At 60.6% G+C, this 23,857-nt stretch carries 23 protein-coding genes and 1 pseudogene; 12 read left to right on the forward strand and 12 right to left on the reverse strand.

The features are described from left to right. Nucleotides 1-34 precede the first annotated feature (34 nt). Together BFP95_RS11295 and cyaY are read right to left on the reverse strand one after the other, a co-directional pair. Nucleotides 35-253: a DUF1289 domain-containing protein gene (locus BFP95_RS11295; protein WP_065910078.1), complete on the reverse strand. Its 219-nt coding sequence runs from the start codon at nucleotides 251-253 to the stop codon at nucleotides 35-37. A 2-nt stretch (nucleotides 254-255) separates the two neighbouring features. Continuing rightward, nucleotides 256-588 carry an iron donor protein CyaY gene (gene cyaY, locus BFP95_RS11300; RefSeq protein ID WP_065875449.1) on the reverse strand — a complete coding sequence of 111 codons (333 nt, stop codon included), beginning with the start codon at nucleotides 586-588 and terminating at the stop codon, nucleotides 256-258. 238 nt (nucleotides 589-826) lie between these two features. Between cyaY and BFP95_RS28930 the strand changes: the two genes are divergently transcribed. Genes BFP95_RS28930 through BFP95_RS11325 form a run of 6 tightly spaced genes read left to right on the forward strand, consistent with a single transcriptional unit; the run spans nucleotide 827 to nucleotide 5,409 of the window. Then, the gene (locus BFP95_RS28930; RefSeq protein ID WP_017845169.1) at nucleotides 827-994 is read left to right on the forward strand and encodes an LPS translocon maturation chaperone LptM; all 168 of its coding nucleotides are present in this window, start codon (nucleotides 827-829) and stop codon (nucleotides 992-994) included. Nucleotides 995-1,003: 9 nt separating this feature from the next. After that, nucleotides 1,004-2,251 (forward strand): diaminopimelate decarboxylase, encoded by a 1,248-nt coding sequence (gene lysA / locus BFP95_RS11305; RefSeq protein WP_065880245.1) that lies wholly within the window; start codon nucleotides 1,004-1,006, stop codon nucleotides 2,249-2,251. A gap of 3 nt (nucleotides 2,252-2,254) precedes the next feature. Further along, nucleotides 2,255-3,085, forward strand: coding sequence for a diaminopimelate epimerase (gene dapF / locus BFP95_RS11310; protein ID WP_065875451.1), 831 nt, complete (start codon nucleotides 2,255-2,257; stop codon nucleotides 3,083-3,085). A 13-nt stretch (nucleotides 3,086-3,098) separates the two neighbouring features. Then, entirely contained in the window at nucleotides 3,099-3,815 is a 717-nt protein-coding gene (locus BFP95_RS11315) for a DUF484 family protein (RefSeq protein WP_065875452.1), read from the forward strand. A gap of 2 nt (nucleotides 3,816-3,817) precedes the next feature. Continuing rightward, complete coding sequence (xerC, locus tag BFP95_RS11320; RefSeq protein WP_065875453.1) at nucleotides 3,818-4,717, forward strand: tyrosine recombinase XerC; 900 nt, start codon at nucleotides 3,818-3,820, stop codon at nucleotides 4,715-4,717. After that, a complete protein-coding gene (locus BFP95_RS11325) occupies nucleotides 4,714-5,409 on the forward strand; it encodes an HAD family hydrolase (RefSeq protein ID WP_065875454.1) in 696 nt (231 codons plus the stop codon). Before xerC ends, BFP95_RS11325 begins: the two co-directional genes overlap by 4 nt. Before the next feature lie 125 nt (nucleotides 5,410-5,534). On the opposite strand, the gene sutA is transcribed toward BFP95_RS11325, so the two are convergent. The 4 genes from sutA to glnK all read right to left on the reverse strand — a co-directional run bounded on the left by sutA (nucleotide 5,535) and on the right by glnK (nucleotide 8,318). Continuing rightward, nucleotides 5,535-5,867 (reverse strand): transcriptional regulator SutA, encoded by a 333-nt coding sequence (sutA, locus tag BFP95_RS11330; RefSeq protein WP_065875455.1) that lies wholly within the window; start codon nucleotides 5,865-5,867, stop codon nucleotides 5,535-5,537. Between the two features lie 103 nt (nucleotides 5,868-5,970). Next, nucleotides 5,971-6,396, reverse strand: a complete 426-nt coding sequence (locus BFP95_RS11335) for a secondary thiamine-phosphate synthase enzyme YjbQ (RefSeq protein WP_049710956.1) — start codon at nucleotides 6,394-6,396, stop codon at nucleotides 5,971-5,973. Between the two features lie 211 nt (nucleotides 6,397-6,607). After that, complete coding sequence (locus BFP95_RS11340) at nucleotides 6,608-7,945, reverse strand: ammonium transporter (protein WP_049710955.1); 1,338 nt, start codon at nucleotides 7,943-7,945, stop codon at nucleotides 6,608-6,610. A gap of 34 nt (nucleotides 7,946-7,979) precedes the next feature. Next, the gene (gene glnK / locus BFP95_RS11345; RefSeq protein WP_002555808.1) at nucleotides 7,980-8,318 is read right to left on the reverse strand and encodes a P-II family nitrogen regulator; all 339 of its coding nucleotides are present in this window, start codon (nucleotides 8,316-8,318) and stop codon (nucleotides 7,980-7,982) included. Nucleotides 8,319-8,740: 422 nt separating this feature from the next. On the opposite strand from glnK, the gene BFP95_RS11350 reads away from it, so the two are divergent. The 3 genes from BFP95_RS11350 (at nucleotide 8,741) to BFP95_RS11360 (ending at nucleotide 11,888) form a co-directional block, all read left to right on the forward strand. Further along, nucleotides 8,741-9,001, forward strand: coding sequence for an accessory factor UbiK family protein (locus tag BFP95_RS11350; protein ID WP_065880248.1), 261 nt, complete (start codon nucleotides 8,741-8,743; stop codon nucleotides 8,999-9,001). Nucleotides 9,002-9,018: 17 nt separating this feature from the next. Further along, nucleotides 9,019-10,299 carry an MFS transporter gene (locus BFP95_RS11355; RefSeq protein WP_065910080.1) on the forward strand — a complete coding sequence of 427 codons (1,281 nt, stop codon included), beginning with the start codon at nucleotides 9,019-9,021 and terminating at the stop codon, nucleotides 10,297-10,299. Nucleotides 10,300-10,391: 92 nt separating this feature from the next. Further along, nucleotides 10,392-11,888, forward strand: a complete 1,497-nt coding sequence (locus tag BFP95_RS11360; RefSeq protein ID WP_065875458.1) for a YifB family Mg chelatase-like AAA ATPase — start codon at nucleotides 10,392-10,394, stop codon at nucleotides 11,886-11,888. 139 nt (nucleotides 11,889-12,027) lie between these two features. Here BFP95_RS11360 and BFP95_RS30305 read toward each other — a convergent pair whose 3' ends face one another. The 3 genes and pseudogenes from BFP95_RS30305 to BFP95_RS11370 form a co-directional block, all read right to left on the reverse strand. Beyond that, nucleotides 12,028-12,888 carry a methyl-accepting chemotaxis protein gene (locus BFP95_RS30305; protein WP_371914457.1) on the reverse strand — a complete coding sequence of 287 codons (861 nt, stop codon included), beginning with the start codon at nucleotides 12,886-12,888 and terminating at the stop codon, nucleotides 12,028-12,030. After that, nucleotides 12,883-14,004: pseudogene (locus tag BFP95_RS30310) on the reverse strand (Cache 3/Cache 2 fusion domain-containing protein); the annotation flags it as partial. The gene BFP95_RS30305 and the pseudogene BFP95_RS30310, both read right to left, overlap by 6 nt. A 176-nt stretch (nucleotides 14,005-14,180) precedes the next feature. Continuing rightward, nucleotides 14,181-15,101: a LysR substrate-binding domain-containing protein gene (locus BFP95_RS11370; protein WP_065875460.1), complete on the reverse strand. Its 921-nt coding sequence runs from the start codon at nucleotides 15,099-15,101 to the stop codon at nucleotides 14,181-14,183. A 137-nt stretch (nucleotides 15,102-15,238) separates the two neighbouring features. Here BFP95_RS11370 and BFP95_RS11375 point away from each other — a divergent pair, with 137 nt between their 5' ends. Further along, nucleotides 15,239-16,642, forward strand: coding sequence for a NorM family multidrug efflux MATE transporter (locus BFP95_RS11375; protein ID WP_065910082.1), 1,404 nt, complete (start codon nucleotides 15,239-15,241; stop codon nucleotides 16,640-16,642). Nucleotides 16,643-16,671: 29 nt separating this feature from the next. Here BFP95_RS11375 and BFP95_RS11380 read toward each other — a convergent pair whose 3' ends face one another. Further along, entirely contained in the window at nucleotides 16,672-18,336 is a 1,665-nt protein-coding gene (locus BFP95_RS11380) for a putative bifunctional diguanylate cyclase/phosphodiesterase (protein ID WP_065875462.1), read from the reverse strand. A 256-nt stretch (nucleotides 18,337-18,592) separates the two neighbouring features. Here BFP95_RS11380 and rep point away from each other — a divergent pair, with 256 nt between their 5' ends. Together rep and BFP95_RS11390 are read left to right on the forward strand one after the other, a co-directional pair. Further along, a complete protein-coding gene (rep, locus tag BFP95_RS11385) occupies nucleotides 18,593-20,602 on the forward strand; it encodes a DNA helicase Rep (protein ID WP_049710948.1) in 2,010 nt (669 codons plus the stop codon). A 58-nt stretch (nucleotides 20,603-20,660) separates the two neighbouring features. Next, the gene (locus tag BFP95_RS11390; protein WP_003195447.1) at nucleotides 20,661-21,233 is read left to right on the forward strand and encodes a xanthine phosphoribosyltransferase; all 573 of its coding nucleotides are present in this window, start codon (nucleotides 20,661-20,663) and stop codon (nucleotides 21,231-21,233) included. A 128-nt stretch (nucleotides 21,234-21,361) separates the two neighbouring features. Here the strand turns inward: BFP95_RS11390 and BFP95_RS11395 are convergent, their stop codons facing one another. Further along, the gene (locus tag BFP95_RS11395; RefSeq protein WP_065910084.1) at nucleotides 21,362-23,284 is read right to left on the reverse strand and encodes an acetyl-CoA hydrolase/transferase C-terminal domain-containing protein; all 1,923 of its coding nucleotides are present in this window, start codon (nucleotides 23,282-23,284) and stop codon (nucleotides 21,362-21,364) included. Between the two features lie 137 nt (nucleotides 23,285-23,421). Next, entirely contained in the window at nucleotides 23,422-23,832 is a 411-nt protein-coding gene (locus BFP95_RS11400) for a c-type cytochrome (RefSeq protein WP_003195451.1), read from the reverse strand. Between the last annotated feature and the right edge of the window lie 25 nt (nucleotides 23,833-23,857).

Genomic DNA, 23,857 nt, shown 5'->3' on the forward strand with positions numbered 1-23,857 from the left:
CACTACCACAGCGTCACAAATAAACAAGACGGCCTCAGGCGTGGGCCCGGCGCTGCTCAGCCTCGGCACAGATCACTCGGCGCCGCGCGTCGTCGGCAGAGCGCCATTCGCGGATATCTTCCACGTGTCGGAAGCAACCGATGCAGACTTTCTGCTCGTCCAGGCGACACAAACTGATACAAGGTGACGGCACCGCCGGGCTGACATTGCTGAACAGCGGTTTCGGCGGGCGTACGGGGGCTGGCTGGCTCACTATCAGATCTCGTCGAAATCCAGGTCGGCACCGGCTTGTTCCAAGACCAGGCGCGCGAGCATTTCGCTGAGCAGCTCATCGCTGCTATCGCACTGCCAGTTATTGTCTTCTTCGTTGAAGTCGAAGTGAAAGCCACCGGAACGCGCGGCCAGCCAAAGCTGGCGCAGCGGCTCCTGGCGACTGAAGATCAACTGGGAGCCATTCTCAAACTTGACGGTCAGCACGCCGGCCGAGTTTTCCAGGTCCACGTCCAGGCCGCTGTCGTCGAAAATATCTTCCAACTTCTCCTGGGTCGAATCCACTAGGTCGTGAAAACGGGCTTCGGTCAAACTCATTGTGGCAACCTCAAAAGTGTCTGGTTTTGCTCAAGCGCCGCACGATACGGGCGAGCCCCGCCGATTGCAAAGGATACCGATTTCAACACGATTGACGGCGTGAAATATCCTCAAACAGCGTAGTGCGCTTCCCGACTATCTCGGCAAACCCCCGCCAGACGGGTATTCCGGCGCATAGGCAAGCTGGCGGGTGGTCGGTATACTCGGGCGCAATTAATGCATATTCAAGGATTTCGCCATGAAGCGCCTGATCTCTTCCCTTGCTGCGCTCGTCGCGGTCGCTTGCCTCGTTAGTGCCTGTGGTCAAAAAGGCCCGCTGTACCTGCCCGATGACAGCAAAGACCCGAATGAACAGGCGCAATCGTCGCAGAAACCAGCCAAAGCGCATAAGCACGACACCTACTAAGGGAACCCCATGGACGCTTTTAACTACCGGGACGGCGAGCTGTTCGCGGAAGGCGTGGCGTTGTCCGCGATTGCCGAGCGCTTTGGTACCCCGACCTATGTGTACTCCCGTGCGCATATCGAAGCCCAGTACCGCTCTTTCACCGACCCACTGAACGGCGTGCCGCACCTGGTGTGCTACGCGGTCAAGGCCAACTCCAACCTGGGTGTACTGAATGTCCTGGCGCGCCTGGGCGCTGGTTTCGACATCGTGTCCCGTGGCGAGCTGGAACGCGTACTGGCTGCCGGTGGCAAGGCTGACAAGATCGTCTTCTCCGGCGTCGGCAAGAGCCGCGAAGACATGCGCCGCGCCCTCGAAGTCGGTGTGCATTGCTTCAACGTCGAATCCACCGACGAGCTGGAGCGCCTGCAAGTCGTGGCCGCCGAGATGGGCGTTCGCGCGCCGATCTCCCTGCGCGTCAACCCGGACGTTGACGCCGGCACCCACCCGTACATTTCCACCGGTCTCAAAGAGAACAAGTTCGGCATCGCCATTGCCGACGCCGAAGACGTATACATCCGCGCCGCGCAGTTGCCGAACCTGGAAGTATTGGGCGTCGACTGCCATATCGGCTCGCAACTGACCAGCCTGCCTCCATTCCTCGATGCGCTCGACCGCCTGCTGGCGCTGACCGACCGCCTCGGCGAGTGCGGCATCTACCTGCAACACATCGACCTGGGGGGTGGTGTGGGCGTGCAGTATCGCGACGAGGAGCCGCCGCTGATCGCCGATTACATCCAGGCTGTGCGCGAGCGCACTGAAGGCCGCGGCCTGACCCTGATGTTCGAGCCGGGCCGTTATATCGTCGCCAACGCAGGCGTGCTGCTGACCCAGGTCGAGTACCTCAAGCACACCGAGTACAAGGACTTCGCCATCGTCGATGCGGCGATGAACGACCTGATCCGCCCGGCGCTGTACCAGGCCTGGATGAATGTCACCGCCGTGACGCCTCGCGCAAGCGAAGCCCGCGCCTATGACATTGTCGGCCCGATCTGCGAAACCGGCGACTTCCTGGCCAAGGATCGTCAGCTTGCGCTGGAGGAAGGCGATCTGCTGGCCGTGCATTCGGCCGGTGCCTACGGGTTTGTCATGAGTTCCAACTACAACACCCGCGGGCGTGCCGCCGAGGTGCTGGTGGACGGTGAACAAGCGATTGAAGTGCGTCGCCGCGAGACGGTAGCCGAGTTGTATGCTGGCGAAAGCCTGCTGCCGGAGTAAGCCATGCTGCTGCGTTTTACCAAGATGCACGGGCTGGGCAATGATTTCATGGTCCTCGACCTGGTCAGCCAGCACGCGCACATCCTGCCCAAACACGCTAAACAGTGGGGCGACCGTCATACCGGTATTGGTTTCGACCAATTGCTGCTGGTGGAAGCACCGACCAACCCGGAAGTGGATTTCCGTTACCGGATTTTCAACTCCGACGGTTCCGAAGTGGAACAGTGCGGCAATGGTGCGCGCTGCTTCGCGCGCTTTGTGCTGGACAAGCGCCTGACCGCCAAGCGGCAGATCCGCGTTGAGACCAAGAGCGGCGTGATCGAGCTGGACATCCGCAGCGACGGCCAGATCAGCGTCAACATGGGCGCGCCACGCCTGGTGCCAGCGGACATTCCGTTCCAGGCCACCGAACAAGCCTCCAGCTATGCCGTTGAGGTCGACGGTAAGATCGTCGACCTGGCCGCCGTGTCGATGGGCAACCCCCATGCCGTCCTGCGGGTCAACGACATCAACAATGCGCCCGTGCATGAATTGGGGCCGAAGATCGAACACCACCCGCGCTTTCCGGCACGGGTCAATGTGGGCTTCCTGCAGGTGATCGACCGTTCCCGCGCGCAATTGCGTGTGTGGGAACGCGGCGCCGGCGAAACCCAGGCCTGCGGCACCGGTGCTTGCGCCGCTGCCGTGGCCGCGATCAGCCAGGGGTGGATGGATTCGCCGCTGTTGATCGACCTGCCCGGTGGACGGTTGTCCATCGAGTGGGCAGGCCCTGGCCACCCGGTGATGATGACCGGGCCGGCCTCGCGCGTATACGAAGGACAGGTCCGTCTATGAGTGAGCCAAGCCAATGACCGATAAGCCTCAAGTACCCGCACACGCTATCCCGAGCGACAGCCTGGAGGCCGCTGCCGTCGCGGCGTACCTTGAGGCGAATCCGGACTTCTTTGTCGAACACGAAGAACTGCTGCCGGCCCTGCGCATCCCCCACCAGCGCGGCGACACCGTGTCGCTGGTGGAGCGGCAGATGAAGATCCTGCGCGAGCGCAATATCGAAATGCGCCATAAGCTTTCGCACCTGATGGACGTCGCCCGCGACAACGACCGCCTGTTCGACAAGACTCGCCGTCTTATTCTTACGCTGATGGACGCCACCAGCCTGGAAGAAACGGTGATCGCCGTGGAAGACAGCCTTCGCCAGGACTTCCAGGTGCCCTTTGTCAGCCTGATCCTGTTCAGCGACAACCCGATGCCGGTAGGTCGTTGGGTCAGCGGCAGCGAAGCACAAACGGCGATTGGCGGCCTGCTCTCCGAAGGCAAGACGATCAGCGGCACCTTGCGCGAGCATGAGCTGGACTTCCTGTTTGGTGCCGAACAGCGCCAGCAGATCGGCTCCACTGCCGTGGTCGCCCTCAGCCATCAAGGCTTGCACGGCGTGCTGGCGATCGCCAGTCGCGACCCTCAGCACTACAAGAGCTCAGTAGGCACGCTGTTTTTGACCTACATCGCGGAAGTGCTGGGCCGCGTCTTGCCGCGCTTCACCACCGCCCTGCGCGCGGTGCGCTAGCGATGGAACGGCAACTGGACGCTTACTGCGCTCACCTGCGCAACGAGCGCCAGGTGTCGCCCCATACCTTGGAAGCCTACCGACGGGACTTGAACAAGGTCTTGGCGTACTGCGAAAAACAACAGATCAGCAGCTGGAAGGCCTTGGATATCCAGAGCCTGCGCAGCCTGGTCGCGCGCCTGCACCAGGCGGGCCAATCTTCGCGCAGCCTGTCGCGCCTGCTCTCGGCGGTCCGCGGGCTTTATCATTATCTGAACCGTGAAGGCCTGTGCGACCACGACCCGGCCAATGGCCTGTCGCCGCCAAAGGGCGAGCGGCGCCTGCCCAAGACCCTGGACACCGACCGCGCCCTGCAACTGCTCGAGGGTGCCGTCGAGGATGACTTCCTGGCCCATCGCGACCAGGCGATCCTTGAGCTGTTCTATTCATCAGGCTTGCGTCTCTCGGAGCTGACCGGCCTGAACCTGGATCAACTCGACCTCGCGGACGGCCTGGTGCAAGTGCTCGGCAAGGGCAGTAAGACCCGAGTGCTGCCCGTAGGCCGCAAAGCGCGGGAGGCCTTGCAGTTGTGGCTACCGCTACGTCTATTGACCAACCCGGCAGACGACGCGGTGTTTGTCAGCCAGCAAGGCCGCCGCCTGGGGCCACGGGCGATTCAAGTGCGGGTCAAGGCGGCGGGTGAGCGCGAATTGGGGCAAAACCTGCACCCACACATGCTGCGACACTCCTTTGCCAGCCATATGCTGGAATCGTCTCAAGACTTGCGCGCAGTTCAAGAGCTGCTCGGCCACTCTGACATCAAGACCACGCAGATCTACACCCATCTGGATTTCCAACACTTGGCAACCGTGTACGACAGCGCCCATCCAAGGGCCAAACGCATCAAGGGCGGCGACTCATGAGTATCAAGCTGATCACCTTCGACCTGGACGACACACTCTGGGACAACGTACCCGTCATCATCAGCGCCGAAGCGTCGATGCGTGAATGGCTGGTCACCCACGCGTCCAAGGTCGGCGACCTGCCTCTGGAGCATTTCGCCACTCTGCGCCAACAGGTGCTGGAGCGTCATCCTGAGCTGAAACACCGTATCAGCCTGCTGCGCCACCGGGTGTTGATGCATGCATTTGAAGAGGCCGGTTATCCACAGCCTCAGGCCAGGGAGATGGCGGACGTGTGTTTCGAAGCATTCATCCATGCGCGGCACCAGATCACCCCATTCCCCGAAGCCGAGCCGATGCTGCAAGCGCTACGCCAGCACTTTCTGCTGGGGGTGATCACCAACGGCAACGCCGATGTGCAGCGGGTGGGCCTGGCGGATTATTTCCACTTTGCGCTGCGTGCCGAAGACATAGGCATCGCCAAGCCGGATGCGCGATTGTTTCAGGAAGCGTTGCAGCGCGGTGGCGTGGACGCCAGCGCAGCGGTGCATATTGGCGATCATCCAGGGGATGACATTGCCGGGGCACAGCAGGCGGGGCTTCGGGCGGTGTGGTTCAATCCGGCGGGCAAGGCTTGGGAGGGGGAAAAACGCCCGGATGCGCAGATTCGAAGCCTGACGGAGTTGCCAGCATTGCTGGGTAGCTGGAACTAACACCGAACCCAATGTGGAGCTGGCTTGCCTGCTCCCACAGAGTATTACGGCAGACCGCGAATTTTGTTCCACCCATGAAAAACCCGCAGCGACGGCGGGCTTTTCACGCAAGCATGCAATTGACCTTAGATAGGCCGGCTGCCGTACTTGTTATCAGGCTTCTTCGGCGGGTCTGCCACCACGTTAGCCTCGACTTCGACCACTTTGCCGCCTTTAGCGAGGAATTCTTCCATCGCACGGGCCAGGGCGTCGCGCTCTTTGTTCTTGGCTTCAACGCTTGGCAATTCATCTACCGACACAGCTGCCTTGGCTTTGCCTTTGGCTGCTTTGACAGGTGCGTCATCACCAGCGTCATCACCTTCGTCAGCAACGTCTTCGACCGCCGCTTCAAGACCTTCCTCGGTCTCGTCGTCGTCACCTACTTCGAGTTCGTCGTTTTCCAGATCATCGTCGCTCATGTTCTACCTCATGACTTGCGAAAAGCAGATTAGTTATAGCCCAGCTTCACCCTCTGTCGACGGCTGCCGGAAAAAAATCAACATCCACCGGATAACCAGTGGCTTACGCCCCATCACCGTGCAAGGTGGCGAGGACTTTACGAGCACCGCCATGATCACGGTGCTCGCCCAGATAAACACCTTGCCAGGTCCCTATCGCCAAGCGGCCGGCCTGCACCGGCAAACTCAGCTGGCAGCCCAGGAGACTGGCCTTGAAATGCGCCGGCAGGTCATCCGGACCTTCGTCGTTGTGTTCGAACCCTGCACGCCCTTGCGGCACCAGCGAGTTGAAAAAACGTTCGAAGTCACGGCGAACCGCCGGGTCGGCATTCTCGTTGATGGTCAACGAGGCCGAGGTGTGCTGCAGCCACAAATGCAACAAGCCCACGCGACAGGCCTTCAATTCAGGCAAGCCGGCCAGCAACTCATCGGTCACCAGGTGAAAGCCCCGGGGCTTGGCCCGCAGGGTAATCAAGGTCTGTTGCCACATACAGTTCTCCGCCCATCGGCGCGCATTCTAGCGCGCTCTGGGAAAAAACAAAGTGCCGAATACGCCTACATGCCTGTAAGACATTGGCACGCTGAAAAGCGCCGTGTGCATCCCATCACAAACGCTGCTTAAAAACCGGTACAGCTTGGTATGACTGACAAACGCCAGGCAAAAAAATGCCCGGCAAGCCGGGCATCTTTTTTTCGCGTAATTACAAGTTGTAACCGCGCTCGTTGTGTTGCGCCAGGTCGAGGCCGACAGCCTCTTCCTCTTCGGTGACACGCAGGCCCATGACCATGTCCAGCACCTTGAGGATGATGTAGGTCACGATAGCCGTGTAGATCACGGTGAAACCTACGCCTTTGCACTGGATCCAGACCTGTGCAGCCACGTCAGTCACAGTGCCGAAGCCGCCCAGTGCCGGGGCTGCAAACACACCGGTGAGGATCGCACCGACGATACCGCCGATACCGTGCACGCCGAACGCGTCCAGGGAGTCGTCGTAGCCCAGCTTGCGCTTAAGGCTGGTGGCGCAGAAGAAGCAGATCACACCGGCGACCAGACCGATCACCAGGGCGCCCATCGGGCCGACGGTGCCGGCAGCCGGGGTCACTGCAACCAAGCCAGCCACTACGCCCGAGGCGATACCCAGTGCGCTTGGCTTACCGTGAGTGATCCACTCAGCGAACATCCAGCCCAGCGCCGCAGCAGCGGTAGCGATCTGGGTAACCAGCATCGCCATGCCGGCGGTGCCGTTGGCGGCAGCAGCGGAACCGGCGTTGAAGCCGAACCAGCCCACCCACAGCATGGCCGCGCCGATCAGGGTGTAACCCAGGTTGTGCGGTGCCATTGGGGTGGTCGGGAAGCCTTTGCGCTTGCCGAGCACGATGCACGCTACCAGGCCAGCCACACCGGCGTTGATGTGCACCACGGTGCCGCCAGCGAAGTCCAGCACGCCCCAGTCCCACAACAGGCCACCGTTACCGCTCCAGACCATGTGCGCGATTGGCGCATAGACCAGGGTGAACCAGATAGCCATGAAGATCAGCATCGCGGAGAACTTCATGCGCTCGGCGAAGGCACCGACGATCAGCGCCGGGGTGATGATGGCGAAGGTCATCTGGAAGGTGATGAACACCGCTTCAGGGAACAGTGCCGCAGGCCCGGTGATGCTGGCCGGGGTAACGCCCGCCAGGAACGCCTTGCCCATGCCGCCGAAGAAGGAGTTGAAGTTGACGACGCCCTGCTCCATCCCAGTCGTATCAAACGCGATGCTGTAGCCGTAGACGACCCACAGGATGCTGATCAGGCCGGTGATGGCAAAGCACTGCATCATCACGGAAAGAATGTTTTTGGAGCGCACCATGCCGCCGTAGAACAGCGCCAGGCCTGGAATGGTCATGAACAGCACCAGCGCGGTGGACGTGAGCATCCACGCGGTGTCGCCGGAATTGAGGACTGGAGCCGCCACTTCGTCTGCCGCCATGGCCAGGCTTGGCATTACGATGGACAACAGGGCTCCGAGCCCTGCGAATTTACGCAGAGTCATATTGTTTTCTCCTGGGGCGTTGGGGTTTGGCGGCTTAGATTGCGTCGGTATCGGTTTCGCCGGTACGGATGCGAATAGCCTGTTCCAGATTGACCACGAAGATCTTGCCGTCACCGATCTTGCCGGTGTTGGCGGCCTTGGTTATCGCCTCGATAACCCGGTCAAGATCCTTGTCGTCAATGGCGACATCAATCTTCACCTTTGGCAGGAAATCGACCACGTATTCCGCGCCGCGATACAGCTCGGTGTGACCCTTCTGCCGACCGAAGCCTTTGACCTCAGTAACGGTAATGCCCTGCACGCCGATCTCGGACAACGACTCGCGTACATCGTCCAACTTGAACGGCTTGATGATGGCAGTGACTAGCTTCATGAAAACTCTCTCCCGAATTGGTGGACTTGCCCCAGGAAAACAAACCCGTCTCAAGTCTAAGCGCAGTGCCTGGCTTTGTAACGCGTCGTCGCCTCGGCATTTGCCTCTGCGACGCCAGCAAACCACTGGTGACGAAACCTGTACCCCTGATCCGTCGGCGCACTGCATTCGTCACAGCGACTGCATCAGTGCATGGGTCATGATCGTCTAAGCAGAAACCTTGCCAGCTCCGTAAAAATCACTGAAATCAGTCCTTTGCCCACTTATGCCCACCTGCAGGACCTAATGGCGGCGGCAATGCGCACAAAAACAGTGCGCCAGCGCCCAACCCTCTGCGCGAAAAGCGTGCGTGCGCCGCCATGAAAAAGACTATAGACGCTGCGTGATACACTGCCGGCCAACAGTTTTCCGGAATATTTCCCATGCTCGCGCCCAAAGACCTCCTCGACGCCCTGAGCGGCCACGCCTCTCGCTTGTTCAACGGTGATACCCCGTTGCCTCGCAATGAGATCGAAAGCCAATTCAAGGCATTACTGCAAAGCGGCTTCAGCAAACTTGATCTGGTCAGCCGGGAAGAGTTCGATAGCCAGATGGTGGTGCTTGCCCGCACGCGTGCGCGATTGGAGACCCTGGAGGCTAAAGTCGCGGAGTTGGAAGCACGGTTGACGCCAGCGGGCGATTAACCGGCATCAAATCCTCCATGTGGGGCTTGCCCGCCCTTGACCGGCGCCTGCTGAAAATACAATTCAGCTTTTTGCTGGTGGTGCTGGGTGGACGCTGCAACCAGCTGGCTGTAGCGTGGTGGGCCTTGCAGGAAACCGGTTCCGCCCTCGCCTTCGCCAACATGATCGCCTGTTCAATCGCGGCGGAAGTGCTCGCCCGGCCACTGCTGGGATGGCTGGGTGACAAGTACAACAAGATTCTGATCCTCAAGCTGGCCTCCCTGACAAGCGTGCTGACCGCGTTGCTGATGGTTGTGCTATCCGCTACGCAGTTGTTCAACCCGTGGAGTGTCGGCGCCCTGATGCTGGTCGGCAGTGCCGTCGCCGGCGTGCGCGACCCGCTGCAATCGTCGATTATTCCGTTGTTCGCAGGCGCCGATCAGGTCTCACTCGCCGTTCGCACCAAAAGCATGCTGTCGTCCATTGCCAACTTGCTTGGCCCCGTCATTGCCAGCGCGCTGATTTTCGGTTTTGGAACCACGCTGACTTTTACCGTCGACTGTTTTGCGATGCTGGGAGCGGCACTGTTGGTTGCAACGGTCCCAAGCCAGCTCGGCGCCAGTGCTCCGGATGAACAAGCGCCAACCTCCAACGGCTTCAGAATGATTTATTCGGGATTCAAGGCGGTCTATGGCGTGAAAGTCGAGTTCTACCTCGCCCTCGTGGCGATGCTCGTCAATTTTGCCCTCTTTCCGTTCTTTACCATCCTGCTGCCGTTGTATGTGAAGACGGTTATCCAGTACCCGGTGACCTACCTCGGCCTGCTGGATGCGTGTTTCGGCCTGGGCATTTTGGCGGGCAGCTACAAGATCGTCGGCTGGCTGGGCGAGCGTGTGCCCCGTGACATCTGTGTCGCTGCGGGGTTTGCACTGTTGGGGGGCAATATGTGGGTGGCCGGTACGCTCTCGTCGACGTTCGTGGTACCGCTGGCGTTTTTCTGCGGCGGGGTCGGGCTGATGCTGATCAACATTCCGACCTCTGCCGTCAGGTTGCTGGCGACACCCAAGCAGCATCGCAATCGGATCTTTGCCACCGTGTCCTTCCTCTCCGCAGCCGCCAGCCCGCTGGGCAGTTTTGCCATGAACGGCCTGATCGCTCACCTCGGTGTCGCACTGACCATCACGTCACTGGGTGCGATGGTGCTGGGGTTATCGCTGCTGGTGTTCCTGATTCCCGATTTCCGCACCTTCATGCGCTCCCCCGACACACAACTCAGCGATGCTTATCTGGATAAATATCCCGACGCCTTTGCGCGTTGATACGTCCTGTAAAAGTCTGATCCCTTACCCCCGCCACCCCTCGTCTACCCTTGAAAAACCGCAGGAAGCGGCCTCCCATTCAAGGAACGAGCATGTCCCTCGCGATCGTCCACAGCCGCGCCCAGATCGGCGTCGAAGCCCCCGCCGTCACCGTTGAAGTGCATATGGCCAATGGTTTGCCGTCCCTGACGCTGGTGGGCCTGCCGGAAACGGCGGTCAAGGAAAGCAAGGACCGCGTGCGCAGCGCCATCCTCAACTCCGCCCTGCAATACCCGGCCCGGCGCATCACCCTCAACCTCGCGCCCGCCGACCTGCCCAAGGACGGCGGGCGCTTTGATCTGGCGATTGCCCTGGGCATCCTGGCGGCCAGTGTGCAGGTGCCGGCGTTGATGCTGGATGATGTGGAATGCCTGGGCGAGTTGGCGCTGTCCGGTGAAGTCCGGGCCGTGAAAGGCGTGTTGCCGGCGGCGCTCGCGGCGCGCAAGGCCGGGCGTACCGTGATAGTGCCCAGGGCGAATGCCGAAGAGGCGTGCCTGGCGTCGGGGTTGAAAGTGATCGCAGTGGATCACTTGCTTCAGGTGGTTGCGCACCTGAATGGGCACCAGCCGATTGAGCCGTACAAGTCCGACGGATTGCTGTATTTGAATAAGCCTTACCCGGACCTGAGTGAAGTACAGGGCCAGTTGGCGGCCAAGCGGGCGTTACTGATAGCGGCGGCGGGGGCGCATAACCTGCTGTTCAGCGGTCCGCCTGGTACCGGTAAAACGTTGCTCGCCAGTCGCCTTCCAGGGTTGCTGCCGCCCTTGAGTGAGCAGGAAGCCTTGGAGGTGGCAGCGATTCAATCCGTGGTCAGCCTGGCCCCGCTGAGTCATTGGCCGCATCGGCCATTTCGCCAGCCCCATCACTCGGCTTCAGGCCCGGCGTTGGTGGGCGGCGGGTCGAAGCCGCAACCGGGGGAGATCACCCTGGCTCACCACGGGGTGCTGTTCCTGGACGAGTTGCCGGAGTTTGATCGCAAGGTGCTGGAGGTGCTGCGAGAGCCATTGGAGTCTGGCCATATCGTGATTTCCCGCGCTCGCGACCGCGTGAGTTTCCCGGCGCGTTTTCAACTTGTGGCCGCCATGAACCCCTGCCCTTGCGGCTACTTGGGCGAACCCAGCGGGCGTTGTCGTTGTACGCCGGAGCAGATTCAACGCTACCGCAACAAACTCTCCGGGCCATTGCTGGACCGGATTGACTTGCACCTGACGGTGGCACGGGAAACGACTGCGCTGAACCCAATCCACCAAGCTGGCGACACAACGGCTCATGCATCGGCGCGGGTCGCCCAGGCCCGAGAGCATCAGCAAAAACGCCAGGGGTGTGCCAACGCGTTTCTTGATCTGCCTGGGCTACGCAAGCATTGCAAGCTGACCAAGGTCGATGAGGGCTGGCTGGAGACCGCCTGCGAACGACTGACACTCTCGCTGCGCGCGGCCCACCGGCTGTTGAAGGTTGCGCGCACGTTGGCCGACATCGAACAGACCGACGCCATTTCCCGCGATCATCTGAAAGAAGCCCTGCAATACCGGCCGGCAGCGATCACTTGAGCCTGGCACAGTGCCAAAATGTGGGCGCTGGCTTGCCTGCGTTAACGTCACCTCGGTACATCCGAAAACCAGAGGTGCCTGCATCGCGGGCAAGCCCGGCTCCCACACGAGCCAGGTCCCACAATTGATCTGCGGAGTTTCAGCGGAACCGATCCACCTCATGCCGCAAACCCGCCGCCAGCGTCTCCAGTTCCTTGGCGGTAATTGCCAGGTTCGACACCACTTCACGCTGCTCGCTGTTGGCCAGCGCAATGCTTTGCAAGTTGCTGCTAAGCAAGGTCGCCGTGCTGCTCTGTTCCTGGGTGGCCGTGGTGATCGCAGCGAACTGCTCACCGGCCGAGCGGCTTTGCTCATCGATACGCGCCAGGGCCGAAGCCACGTCGGCGTTACGCGACAGACCTTCCTGCATCAGCACGTTACCGTGCTCCATGGTGCTGATGGCATTGCCGGTTTCTTGCTGGATACTTTGGATCATCCCAGAGATTTCGTCCGTAGCCTCTCGGGTGCGCGACGCCAGGTTGCGTACTTCATCGGCGACCACGGCAAAACCACGCCCTTGCTCACCGGCCCGTGCGGCCTCGATAGCCGCGTTGAGTGCCAGCAGGTTGGTCTGATCAGCGATCGACGTAATCACCCCGACGATCCCCCCAATTTCCTGGGAGCGCTGGCCCAGGGTGTTGATCACCGTGGCCGTGCTGTTGAGGGCCGTGGCGATGTGCTCCAGGGACGACGACGCCTCTTGCATCGAGTTACGGCCGATGCGGGTTTGCTGAGCGTTTTCCTGGGCCAGGCGCTCGGTGGCACCCATGTTGTCAGCGATGTTCAGCGAGGTGGCGCTGAACTCTTCTACCGCGCCGGCCATGCTGGTGATCTCGCCGGACTGCTGCTCCATGCCTTCATAGGCACCACCGGACAAACCGGACAACGCCTGGGCGCGGCTGTTGACCTCTCCGGCGGCGTTACGGATGTGCGAGACCATGGTCGACAGCGCTTCACCCATCTGGTTGAAACTGCGCGCCAGCTGGCCGATTTCATCATGGCTGGACACATTCAGGCGTGCGCTCAAATCACCCGCGCCCAAGGCTTCGGCCTGGCGCACCAAGTCGCCCAGTGGCGCCAGTTTGCTGCGCAGCAGCCAGACGGTTGCACCCACTGCCAGCAGCATCGCCAGCACGCTGCCAATCACCAGCCGGATGCCGACATCCCACGTCACCGAGCGAATCTCCGCTTTGGGCATGCTCGCAATCACGGCCCACGGCCCGCCTTCGAAGGGTACCGACACGCTGTAGAAGTCTTCATTTTTGTCAGCCCAAAAACGGCCAACACTGGGCGCCTTAGCCAGGTCCAACATAACGGGCACCGCTTGATCCGGCGCCTGCACGCCAGCCGGCGGCACCAACCAGCGCTTCTGCTCATCCAGCAACGCCAGGGAACCGGTCTTACCGATACGGAAGCGTTTGAGGTTCTCGAACTGCGCGTTCTGGGCGTCAGTATAGTCAAAGCCGATGAACAGCACCGCGATGACTTTGCCGCTGGTGTCGCGCACCGGGCTGTATTGCGTCATGTAGGAACGATCGAACAACACCGCTCGGCCGATGTAGGTCTGGCCACTGGATACACGCGGATAGGCCGGCCCATTGCGGTCAAGCACAGTGCCAATAGCGCGATTGCCATCCTGCTTGGTCAGGGAAGTGCTGACACGGATGAAGTCGTCGCCGCTGCGCACAAATACCGTGGCCACGCCACCGGACATCTGCTTGAACTCGTCCACTTCCTGGAAGTTGTTGTTCAGGAGATCGCTGCCCAGGAAGAGGCTCGGGGTCTGTACGCCGGCGACCGCGACTGGTTGATCGGCCCGTACGCTCAAGCCGGCACTGAAGCGCTTCTCGAACAGCCCGGTCAGGCGCTCGGTGCTCTCACGCAGCGTGCTGTGGAACGTGTTGAGTTGGTCGGCGAGCAGCCGCGCTTCACTGGCCAGGTGTTCCTCGCGGGTATCGAGGTTGGCTGAGTCGAGGGAGCGCAGGGCAAAGACAGTGCTGCCACCAATGGCGACAGCCAGAATCAAGGCTAAAGCGATACCTAACTGTGAGGCTATCCGGGCGCGAGGTTGAGACATGAAGGCTCCTGGCCGAGGCCAGGATCATCCTGATCTCATAGCGCTGCTCGGCAAATTATCTGGTGGGGAACGTTGTGCACGAAGTTTCCAACACACCTACTTCGGCAGGTCGAGACAATACTTGAGCGATCTACAGGGGTATCGCGCAAACGATTGCACGAACGGTTTGCCATCCCTCAATCGAGGCATTCGACCCGGGGCAACTCCATCGCCTTGACTTCCGCCTGCAGAAACTCCGCCAAGCGCCGCAAACGCTCGCCACCGGGACGGGTTTTCGGCCACACCAGGTAGTAATTTTCGCCACTGGCCACGGCGGTTGGCCAGGGCAAACTCAACCGCCCCTGGGCCACGTCTTCGGCCACCATCAGCAAGTCGCCCATCGACACACCATAACCCCGTGCGGCGGCGATCATGCCCAGCTCGAGGGTATCGAATACCTGGCCGCCCTTGAGCGACACTTCGGATGACAACCTCATGCGCTCCAACCAGTAACGCCAGTCACGACGATCTGGCGTCGGATGCAGCAGCTCGGTGGCTGCCAGCCGTGCCACATCCCAAGGGCCGTCGTTCAGCAGGTTGGGGGCGCCGACCGGTATCAGCATTTCGGCAAACAGGTAACACGCCTCCCAATCTGCCGGGAAGTGGCCATTACTCAGCAATACCGCGCAATCGAACGGCTCCTGATTGAAATCCACTTCGTCGATGTTCATCCAGGCGCTGGTCAATTGCACTTCGTTGCCCGGCTGCAATGCGCGGAAGCGACTGAGCCGCGCCAACAGCCAACGCATGGTCAGGGTCGACGGTGCCTTCATGCGCAGGATGTCATCTTCGGCGTTCAGGGTATGGCAGGCCCGTTCCAGCGCGGCGAAACCTTCTCGGACACCGGGCAATAGCAGGCGCGCGGCTTCGGTGAGTTGCAAGGTGCGCCCACTGCGCTGGAACAGGCGGCAGGCGAAATGCTCTTCTAATGTGCGGATATGTCGGCTCACTGCACTTTGCGTAATCGAAAGCTCCTCTGCCGCGCGGGTAAAGGAGTTGTGCCGGGACGCGGCTTCAAATGCGCGCAACGCATAAAGCGGAGGAAGACGACGCGACATATGGAAACCTCCTACAGAACAATGCAGCACCCTACCATGAGTTTTAGTCATGCGAACGATCGCATTTATCCCTTTGTGCAACGGTCGGAGAGCGCCGAGAATCAACCCTTCCCCACCCCTCTGACTTTTCGAGCGTGATGATCATGCAGCATCCGGCACGTACCGAACTCTGGGCCATTCTGCGGCTGTCAGGGCCGTTGATTGCCTCACAGTTGGCGCACATGCTGATGGTGCTGACCGACACCCTGATGATGGCCCGCCTGAGCCCCGAAGCCCTGGCCGGTGGCGGCCTGGGTGCGGCGAGCTATTCGTTCGTGTCGATTTTCTGCATCGGCGTGATCGCCGCCGTGGGTACGCTGGTGGCTATTCGTCACGGCGCGGGCGATATCGAAGGCGCCACTCGGCTGACCCAGGCCGGGCTATGGCTGGCTTGGCTGATGGCTTTGGCGGCCGGCCTGTTGCTGTGGAACCTCAAACCGCTGTTGCTGTTGTTTGGCCAGACCGAAACCAATGTGCACTCCGCCGGGCAATTCCTGACGATTTTGCCGTTCGCCCTGCCCGGCTTCCTGAGCTTCATGGCCCTGCGCGGCTTCACCAGCGCGATAGGCAAGGCGACGCCGGTAATGGTGATCAGCCTCGGCGGTGCGGTGGCCAACTACCTGCTCAACCACGCGCTGATCGAAGGCATGTTTGGCCTGCCGAAGCTCGGCCTGATGGGCATCGGGCTGGTCACGGCCATCGTCGCCAACGGGATGGCACTGGCGTTGATGTGGTACATCTCCCACAACCGCAACTACGCGGCGTACCCGCTGAGCAACGGCCTGCTACGTCTCAACACCCGATACCTGCGCGAATTGTGGCGCCTGGGCCTGCCGATTGGGGGCACCTACGCGGTGGAAGTCGGGCTGTTTGCCTTTGCGGCGCTGTGCATGGGCACCATGGGCAGCACGCAATTGGCAGCGCATCAGATCGCGCTGCAGATCGTCTCGGTGGCGTTCATGGTGCCGGCGGGGATGTCCTACGCGATCACCATGCGCATCGGCCAGCACTACGGTGCCGGTCAGTTGTTGCAGGCGCGTATGGCCGGTCGCGTCGGGATCAGCTTTGGTGCTGCCGTGATGTTGGGATTTGCGCTGGTGTTCTGGCTATTCTCCGACCCGCTGATCGGGCTGTTCCTCGACCATAACGACCCGGCGTTTCACGACGTGATCGTGCTGGCCGTCAGCCTGTTGGCCGTCGCGGCCTGGTTCGAGTTGTTCGATGGCGTACAAACCATCGCCATGGGCTGTATCCGCGGGTTGAAAGATGCCAAGACCACCTTCCTGGTCGGCCTAGGCTGCTACTGGCTGATCGGTGCGCCTTCGGCCTGGCTGATGGCCTTCACCCTGGGCTGGGGGCCGACCGGCGTGTGGTGGGGTTTGGCGCTGGGCCTGGCGTGTGCGGCGGTCAGCCTGACATGGGCGTTTGAAGTGAAGATGAAGCGGATGATTCGGCGGGAGCCGGAGGTTCGCACTGGATTCCAGGCGATGCAGCCTGACTAGAAATCCCACATTTGGATTGGGTTTACCGCTCAACCCAGCAAAGCCTGCTGTCCCTTGCCAAACGTCAGGTAATCCACTAACTCCGGTAATGGCAGTGGCTTGCTGATCAGGTAACCCTGCGCCTGGTCACACCCAAACAGCCTCAACAACGCTAGCTGCTCAGGCGTTTCCACCCCCTCGGCAACCACTTCCAGGTTGAGGTTGTGGGCCAGGTTGATCATGGCGTGCACCAGTTTGCGGTTTTCTTCACGCTCTTCCATCCCACCGACAAAGCTCTTGTCGATCTTCAACAAGGCAATCGGCAGGCTGTTGAGGTGCACGAACGATGAGAAACCGGTGCCAAAATCGTCCAGGGAAAACCGCACGCCAAGGCGACCCAGCGCATCCATGGTCTGCTTGACCAAGTCACTGCGACGCATCACCGCCGTTTCGGTCAGCTCGAACTCCAACCATTGCGCTTCCACACCACGCTCGGAAATCAGCCGGCTGAGGGTCGAAAGCAACTGGCTGTCCTGAAACTGGCGAAACGACAGATTGACCGCCATGTGCAGCGGCGGCAGGCCGCGTTCACGCAGGTCCTGCATGTCGCGCAGGGCTCGGGAAATCACCCAGTAGCCCAGCGGCACGATCAAACCGCTTTGCTCGGCCAACGGTACGAATTCACTCGGCGGCAACAGGCCCCGCTCGCCATGACGCCAGCGCACCAGGGCTTCCAGGCCAACGATGTGCCCGTCGTCCAGGTCCAGGCGCGGCTGGTAATGCAGCTCCAGTTCATCACGACGCAAGGCGCGGCGCAGCTCGCTTTCCAGGTCGGCCAGGCTGCGCGCGTTGCGGTTGATGCGTTCGTTGAAGATATGAAAGGTGCAGCCCTGGGTGCTCTTGGCTTGCTGCATGGCGATATGGGCGTGCCACATCAGCGGGTCGGCACCGGCGCGAGCCCGAGCATGCGCCACACCCAGGCTGCAACCGATCAGCAGGCTTTCGCCATCCACCCAGTAGGGTTCGGCCATGACTTCAGTGATGCGCTCGGCCATCCACTCGGCACGCTGGGGTGCACGGCGGGTGTCGATCAGCAGGGCGAATTCGTCGCTGCCCAGGCGCGCCAATTGGTCTCCGACCTCAAGCTGGCTCTTGAGCCGTGAGACCACTTGCAGGATCAGCCGGTCGCCAGCCTGGTGCCCGAGGGCATCGTTGGCGTGCCGGAAGTTGTCGAGGTCCAGGTGACCGAGGGCCAGGCCGCGCCCCTCATTCTCGGCCAGCCGCGCGGCCAGCAGGGTCTGGAAGCCCTGGCGGTTGGCAATGCCGGTGAGCGGGTCCTGTTCGGCCAGGCGCTGCAAGGTATTTTCCAGCAGCCCGCGCTCGCGAACGTGGCGCAGGCAGCGGCGCAGTGTATCGGCGTCCAATACATCACTGACCAGCCAATCGCTGACGCCAAGGGGCGACACCAGGGGCTCTTGCTCCAGCAGTAACACGCACGGCAGGCTGCAGCGGCCAGGGCCGGGTTGCAGGCTGGGCGTGGTCAATAGCACGGCGCTGTGGTCGTCATCGAACAAACGACTCACGGACTCCCAGTTTGGCGCGCTGATCAGCACAGCCCCATCGCCCATCGGCGCCAGGCACTCGCGCAATAACGCTGCCCACGCGGGCTCATCGGCCAGCAGCAGCAAACGCAAGGGTTCGACAGGCGTAGACAAGCTAGCTCCCTAGACTCTGCAATATTTCGTTGGCGGCGGGCATTATGACGTGCGCCCTTAGAATCACCAATGATAGGGGTTATCAAACACTCAAAATGTAAACATTAGTCTCAAACAACCCCCACATCCTGCGGCAAAGTATCAAAACCGGCAAATTTAGATCGAGTGGTACGTCACACTGTCGTTCTGACAGGGCAGAATCCTGCCAGCCTGTTAAAATGCCCGCCCTTTTGAATAACGACTCCCTGAATTCCGTATGTCCCGACTCAATCCCCGGCAGCAAGAAGCCGTGAACTACGTCGGCGGCCCTCTATTGGTGCTCGCCGGTGCAGGCTCCGGCAAGACCAGCGTGATCACCCGCAAGATCGCGCACCTGATCCAGCAGTGCGGCATCCGCGCCCAGTACATCGTCGCCATGACCTTTACCAACAAGGCCGCGCGGGAAATGAAAGAACGTGTCGGCACCCTGCTCAAGGGTGGCGAAGGCCGCGGGCTCACCGTGTGTACGTTCCACAACCTGGGGCTGAACATTATCCGCAAGGAGCATGCACGTCTGGGCTACAAGCCAGGTTTCTCGATTTTCGACGAGACCGACGTGAAGTCGCTGATGACCGACATCATGCAAAAGGAATACGCAGGCGACGACGGCGTGGATGAGATCAAGAACATGATCGGCGCCTGGAAAAACGACCTGATCCTGCCCGCCCAGGCCCTGGAAAACGCACGCAACCCCAAGGAACAGACTGCCGCCATCGTCTACACCCACTACCAGCGCACGCTAAAGGCGTTCAACGCGGTGGACTTCGATGACCTGATCCTGCAGCCGGTCAAGCTGTTCGAGGAACACGCCGACGTCCTCGAAAAATGGCAGAACAAGGTGCGCTACCTGCTGGTGGACGAATACCAGGACACCAACGCCAGCCAGTATCTGCTGGTGAAGATGCTGATCGGCAAGCGCAACCAGTTCACCGTGGTCGGCGACGATGACCAGTCGATCTACGCCTGGCGTGGCGCCCGCCCGGAAAACCTGATGCTGCTCAAGGACGACTACCCGTCCCTGAAAGTGGTGATGCTGGAGCAAAATTACCGCTCCACCAGCCGCATCCTGCGCTGTGCCAACGTGCTGATCTCGAACAACCCCCACGAGTTTGAAAAACAACTGTGGAGCGAGATGGGCCACGGCGACGAGATCCGCGTGATCCGCTGCCGCAACGAAGACGCCGAAGCCGAGCGCGTGGCCGTCGAGTTACTGACCTTGCACCTGCGCACCGACCGCCCCTACAGCGACTTCGCGATCCTGTATCGCGGCAACTACCAGGCCAAGCTGATCGAGCTGAAGCTGCAGCACCACCAGATTCCGTATCGACTGTCGGGCGGCAATAGCTTTTTCGGACGTCAGGAAGTGAAAGACCTGATGGCCTACTTCCGTCTGATCGTGAACCCGGACGACGACAACGCGTTCCTGCGCGTGATCAACGTGCCGCGCCGGGAGATCGGCTCCACGACCCTGGAAAAACTCGGCAACTACGCCACGGAACGCAAGATCTCGATGTACGCCGCTACCGACGAAATCGGCTTGGGCGAACACTTGGACACGCGCTTCACCGACCGCCTGGCGCGCTTCAAGCGCTTCATGGACAAGGTGCGCGAGCAATGCGCCGGCGAAGACCCGATCAGCGCCCTGCGCAGCATGGTCATGGACATTGACTATGAAAACTGGCTGCGCACCAACAGTTCCAGCGACAAGGCCGCGGATTACCGCATGGGCAACGTCTGGTTCCTGATTGAAGCGTTGAAGAACACCCTGGAAAAAGACGAAGACGGCGAGATGACCGTCGAGGATGCCATCGGCAAGCTGGTGCTGCGCGACATGCTCGAGCGCCAGCAAGAAGAGGAAGACGGCGCCGAAGGTGTGCAGATGATGACCTTGCATGCGTCCAAGGGCCTGGAATTCCCCTATGTGTTCATCATGGGCATGGAAGAGGAAATCCTCCCGCACCGCTCCAGCATCGAAGCTGACACCATCGAAGAAGAGCGCCGCTTGGCCTACGTGGGCATTACCCGCGCGCGTCAGACCCTGGCCTTCACCTTTGCAGCCAAGCGCAAGCAGTACGGCGAAATCATCGATTGCGCGCCCAGCCGGTTCCTGGATGAACTGCCGCCGGACGACCTGGCCTGGGAAGGCAATGACGACACCCCGACCGAGGTGAAGGCCGTTCGCGGCAACACCGCCTTGGCGGATATACGCGCGATGTTAAAGCGCTAGAATCGACTACTTTTTAATCTACTTTCGGCGCGCACCGCGCCATTAGAGGAAGCTTTCCGTGGAAGCACTGCACAAGAAAATTCGCGAAGAAGGCATCGTGCTTTCCGATCAGGTACTCAAGGTCGACGCCTTCCTGAACCACCAGATCGACCCGGCACTGATGAAACTGATCGGCGATGAATTCGCCGCGCTGTTCAAGGATTCGGGCATCACCAAGATCGTCACCATCGAAGCCTCTGGCATCGCACCGGCGATCATGACCGGTCTGAACCTGGGCGTACCGGTGATCTTCGCGCGCAAGCAGCAATCGTTGACCCTGACGGAAAACCTGCTGTCGGCGACGGTGTACTCGTTCACCAAGAAAACCGAAAGCACCGTAGCCATCTCGCCACGTCACCTGACCAGCAGCGACCGCGTGCTGGTGATCGATGACTTTTTGGCCAATGGCAAAGCGTCCCAGGCGCTGATCTCGATCATCAAACAGGCGGGCGCGACCGTTGCCGGCTTGGGGATTGTGATCGAGAAGTCGTTCCAGGGTGGCCGCGCGGAGCTGGATGCGCAGGGTTATCGGGTGGAGTCGCTGGCGCGCGTGAAATCGCTGGCCGGTGGCGTGGTCACCTTCATCGAATAACTTGATAACACCGCAATTAAATGTGGGAGCTGGCTTGCCTGCGATGATGGCCTGTCAGTCGACATCTTTGTCGCCTGACACGCCGCCATCGCAGGCAAGCCAGCTCCCACATTTGGTCTGGATGTTCGTTAGTGCCCGGTGGCCTGGAGGCCGGCGAGTAATAACCGCTGATACAGATCCTCTTTCAGCCCCTCCGGCTTATCCAACCGCATCCGCTTCAAATGCTCCGGATAAGCCTCCGGTTCAGGCGCATCCAACGCCGCCTTGCCTAACTCCAGCATCTCCGTCAGCTTGAATTTGCTCTTGAGCCAGTTCAGCGCCCGCAACAAATCTCGTTCCTCATCGGTGAAATCACTGCCCAGTGGATATTCCGGAAACAACCGACGATGGCGCGCTTGAATCGCCTGTAGCCGCTCGGGCGTGTTATCGGCAAAGCGCGGATCCAGCTGGAAATCCTTGGGCAACTTGCCGGCTTTTTGCGCCTGTTCGATCAAATCGTCCTGGAAGCGTGAGTCAGTAATGTTAAGCAATGCCTCGATAACCTGGGCATCCGTCTGCCCACGTAAATCGGCGATCCCATACTCGGTGATGACAATATCCCGCAGATGCCGGGGAATCGTGCAATGCCCATAGTCCCAAACGATATTGGAACTGACCTCCCCCGCCGACTCGCGCCAGCTGCGCAGGATCAGGATCGAACGCGCGCCTTCCAGTGCATGGCCCTGGGCCACGAAGTTGTACTGCCCGCCCACACCGCTAAGCACGCGACCGTCTTCCAACTGGTCGGCTACACCCGCGCCAAGCAACGTGACGATAATCGCGCTGTTGATAAACCGCGCATCCCGGCGTTGCAGGCGCTTGAGTTCTTCCTGGCCGTACAGCTCGTTGATGTAGCTGATGCGAGTCATGTTGAATTCGAGGCGCTTGGCGTGGGTCATTTCCTGCAGGCGCTGGTAAAAACTTCTCGGGCCGAGGAAGAAACCACCGTGGATCGAGATGCCATCAGGCTGCGCCGCATCGTCGAGCGTGCCGGCGTTGGCCTGCTCCTGGGTCGTTACATCCGGGTAAACCTTACGGCGAATAATCCCCGCGTCCGCCAGTACCAGCAGGCCGTTGACGAACATCTCGCTGCAACCATACAGGCCACGGGCAAACGGATCGACACCACCTTCCCGGCTGATCAAAGGCGCCCATTGATACACATCGATGTCGGTCAGCAGCAGCCGGTAGGCCTCGTTGTCGGCTTGGCGCGCCAGCAACGCGGCGGTCAGCGCATCGCCCATCGAGCCGATACCAATCTGCAAGGTGCCGCCATCGCGCACCAGGGTGCTGGCATGCAGGCCGATAAAGTGATCCTGGAAACCCACCGGCATATTCGGCGTGGAGAACAGCGTGGTGCTGTCTTTTTCATCGATCAGGTAGTCGAAGGCGTTCATGCCCAACTCGGCGTCACCCGGCATGTAGGGCAAATCGCTATGGACTTGGCCAACGATCAGCACGGTTTCCCCCGCATCACGTCGCTTGGCGATCATCGGCAGCAGGTCGAGGGTGATGTCCGGGTTGCAGCTCAGGCTCAGGCGATCAGGGTGTTCGGCGCTGCTCGCAACCAATTGCGCCACCAAGTTCAGGCCGGCGGCGTTGATGTCGCGGGCAGCGTGGCTGTAGTTGCTGCTGACGTAGTCCTGCTGCGCCGACTCGCTGTGGAGCAAGCTGCCGGGCTGCATGAAGAACTGCTGCACGTGGATATTTTTTGGAAGACTGTCTTTATGCAGGTCAGCGAGGAAATCCAGCTCGGGGTAATCGCCAAACACTCGTTCGATAAAGGGTTCGAGAAAGCGTTTCTGCAGGCCATCGCCCATCGTCGGTCGGCCAAGACTTAGGGCGGTATAGATCGTCAGCGCCCGATCCGGCAATTTAGCGATGCGCCGGTACAGCGCGTTAGCAAACAGGTTGGGCTTGCCCAGGCCAAGCGGCATGCCCATGTGGATATGCGCCGGCAAGCGCGCCAGTACGTCATCAACTGCTTGCTCGATTGAACACAACTGCACCATCCGACCCTCCTGAACATTCCGTGATTAGGGGTTGGACAGAGAGTGGCGGGTCTTTGCTGCAAAGAACAGTGGTGAAACACAATTTGCGGGCACAAAAAAGCCGCTCGTAAGCGGCTGTTTTGGCGAAGATCGGCTGATTAGAGGCCGGACATCTTCTTGATGGCGCCTTTAAGGTCATCATCCGAGCAGTCAGCGCAAGTACCCTTAGGTGGCATGGCATTGATACCGGTGATCGCCTTGGCCAGAATGCCGTCGAGGCCGCCCTGGTGGTCGGCTCGCTCTTTCCAGGCGGCGGTATCACCGATTTTTGGCGCGCCCAGCAGGCCGGTGCTGTGACATGCGTTGCAGTGTTTGGCGATGATTTCGTCGGGGGTTTTCGCCCCACCGCCACCCGCTGCCACGGCGACTTCCATTCCCTTGCATTCCTGACCCTGAACACACACCTGGCCGACAGGCTCCAGGCGCTTGGCAATGTCATCATTGGTCGCAGCTTGAGCGCTGACAGCCCATAGGGCCAGTACGGTTGCTGGTGCAGCCAGCATTTTCATAATTAGGTTCACGCGTTCACCCTCA

The sequence above is a fragment of the Pseudomonas sp. 58 R 12 genome, assembly GCF_900005865.1.
Lineage (GTDB): Bacteria > Pseudomonadota > Gammaproteobacteria > Pseudomonadales > Pseudomonadaceae > Aquipseudomonas > Aquipseudomonas tritici.

Excerpts from the sequence above, each read along its gene's own strand:
- cyaY (WP_065875449.1), bottom strand. The coding sequence starts at position 588 with ATGAGTTTGACCGAAGCCCGTTTTCACGACCTAGTGGATTCGACCCAG.
- BFP95_RS28930 (WP_017845169.1), top strand. The coding sequence starts at position 827 with ATGAAGCGCCTGATCTCTTCCCTTGCTGCGCTCGTCGCGGTCGCTTGC.
- lysA (WP_065880245.1), top strand. The coding sequence starts at position 1,004 with ATGGACGCTTTTAACTACCGGGACGGCGAGCTGTTCGCGGAAGGCGTG.
- dapF (WP_065875451.1), top strand. The coding sequence starts at position 2,255 with ATGCTGCTGCGTTTTACCAAGATGCACGGGCTGGGCAATGATTTCATG.
- BFP95_RS11315 (WP_065875452.1), top strand. The coding sequence starts at position 3,099 with ATGACCGATAAGCCTCAAGTACCCGCACACGCTATCCCGAGCGACAGC.
- xerC (WP_065875453.1), top strand. The coding sequence starts at position 3,818 with ATGGAACGGCAACTGGACGCTTACTGCGCTCACCTGCGCAACGAGCGC.
- BFP95_RS11325 (WP_065875454.1), top strand. The coding sequence starts at position 4,714 with ATGAGTATCAAGCTGATCACCTTCGACCTGGACGACACACTCTGGGAC.
- sutA (WP_065875455.1), bottom strand. The coding sequence starts at position 5,867 with ATGAGCGACGATGATCTGGAAAACGACGAACTCGAAGTAGGTGACGAC.
- BFP95_RS11335 (WP_049710956.1), bottom strand. The coding sequence starts at position 6,396 with ATGTGGCAACAGACCTTGATTACCCTGCGGGCCAAGCCCCGGGGCTTT.
- BFP95_RS11340 (WP_049710955.1), bottom strand. The coding sequence starts at position 7,945 with ATGACTCTGCGTAAATTCGCAGGGCTCGGAGCCCTGTTGTCCATCGTA.
- glnK (WP_002555808.1), bottom strand. The coding sequence starts at position 8,318 with ATGAAGCTAGTCACTGCCATCATCAAGCCGTTCAAGTTGGACGATGTA.
- BFP95_RS11350 (WP_065880248.1), top strand. The coding sequence starts at position 8,741 with ATGCTCGCGCCCAAAGACCTCCTCGACGCCCTGAGCGGCCACGCCTCT.
- BFP95_RS11355 (WP_065910080.1), top strand. The coding sequence starts at position 9,019 with ATGTGGGGCTTGCCCGCCCTTGACCGGCGCCTGCTGAAAATACAATTC.
- BFP95_RS11360 (WP_065875458.1), top strand. The coding sequence starts at position 10,392 with ATGTCCCTCGCGATCGTCCACAGCCGCGCCCAGATCGGCGTCGAAGCC.
- BFP95_RS30305 (WP_371914457.1), bottom strand. The coding sequence starts at position 12,888 with ATGGGTGAAGCGCTGTCGACCATGGTCTCGCACATCCGTAACGCCGCC.
- BFP95_RS11370 (WP_065875460.1), bottom strand. The coding sequence starts at position 15,101 with ATGTCGCGTCGTCTTCCTCCGCTTTATGCGTTGCGCGCATTTGAAGCC.
- BFP95_RS11375 (WP_065910082.1), top strand. The coding sequence starts at position 15,239 with ATGATCATGCAGCATCCGGCACGTACCGAACTCTGGGCCATTCTGCGG.
- rep (WP_049710948.1), top strand. The coding sequence starts at position 18,593 with ATGTCCCGACTCAATCCCCGGCAGCAAGAAGCCGTGAACTACGTCGGC.
- BFP95_RS11395 (WP_065910084.1), bottom strand. The coding sequence starts at position 23,284 with ATGGTGCAGTTGTGTTCAATCGAGCAAGCAGTTGATGACGTACTGGCG.
- BFP95_RS11400 (WP_003195451.1), bottom strand. The coding sequence starts at position 23,832 with ATGAAAATGCTGGCTGCACCAGCAACCGTACTGGCCCTATGGGCTGTC.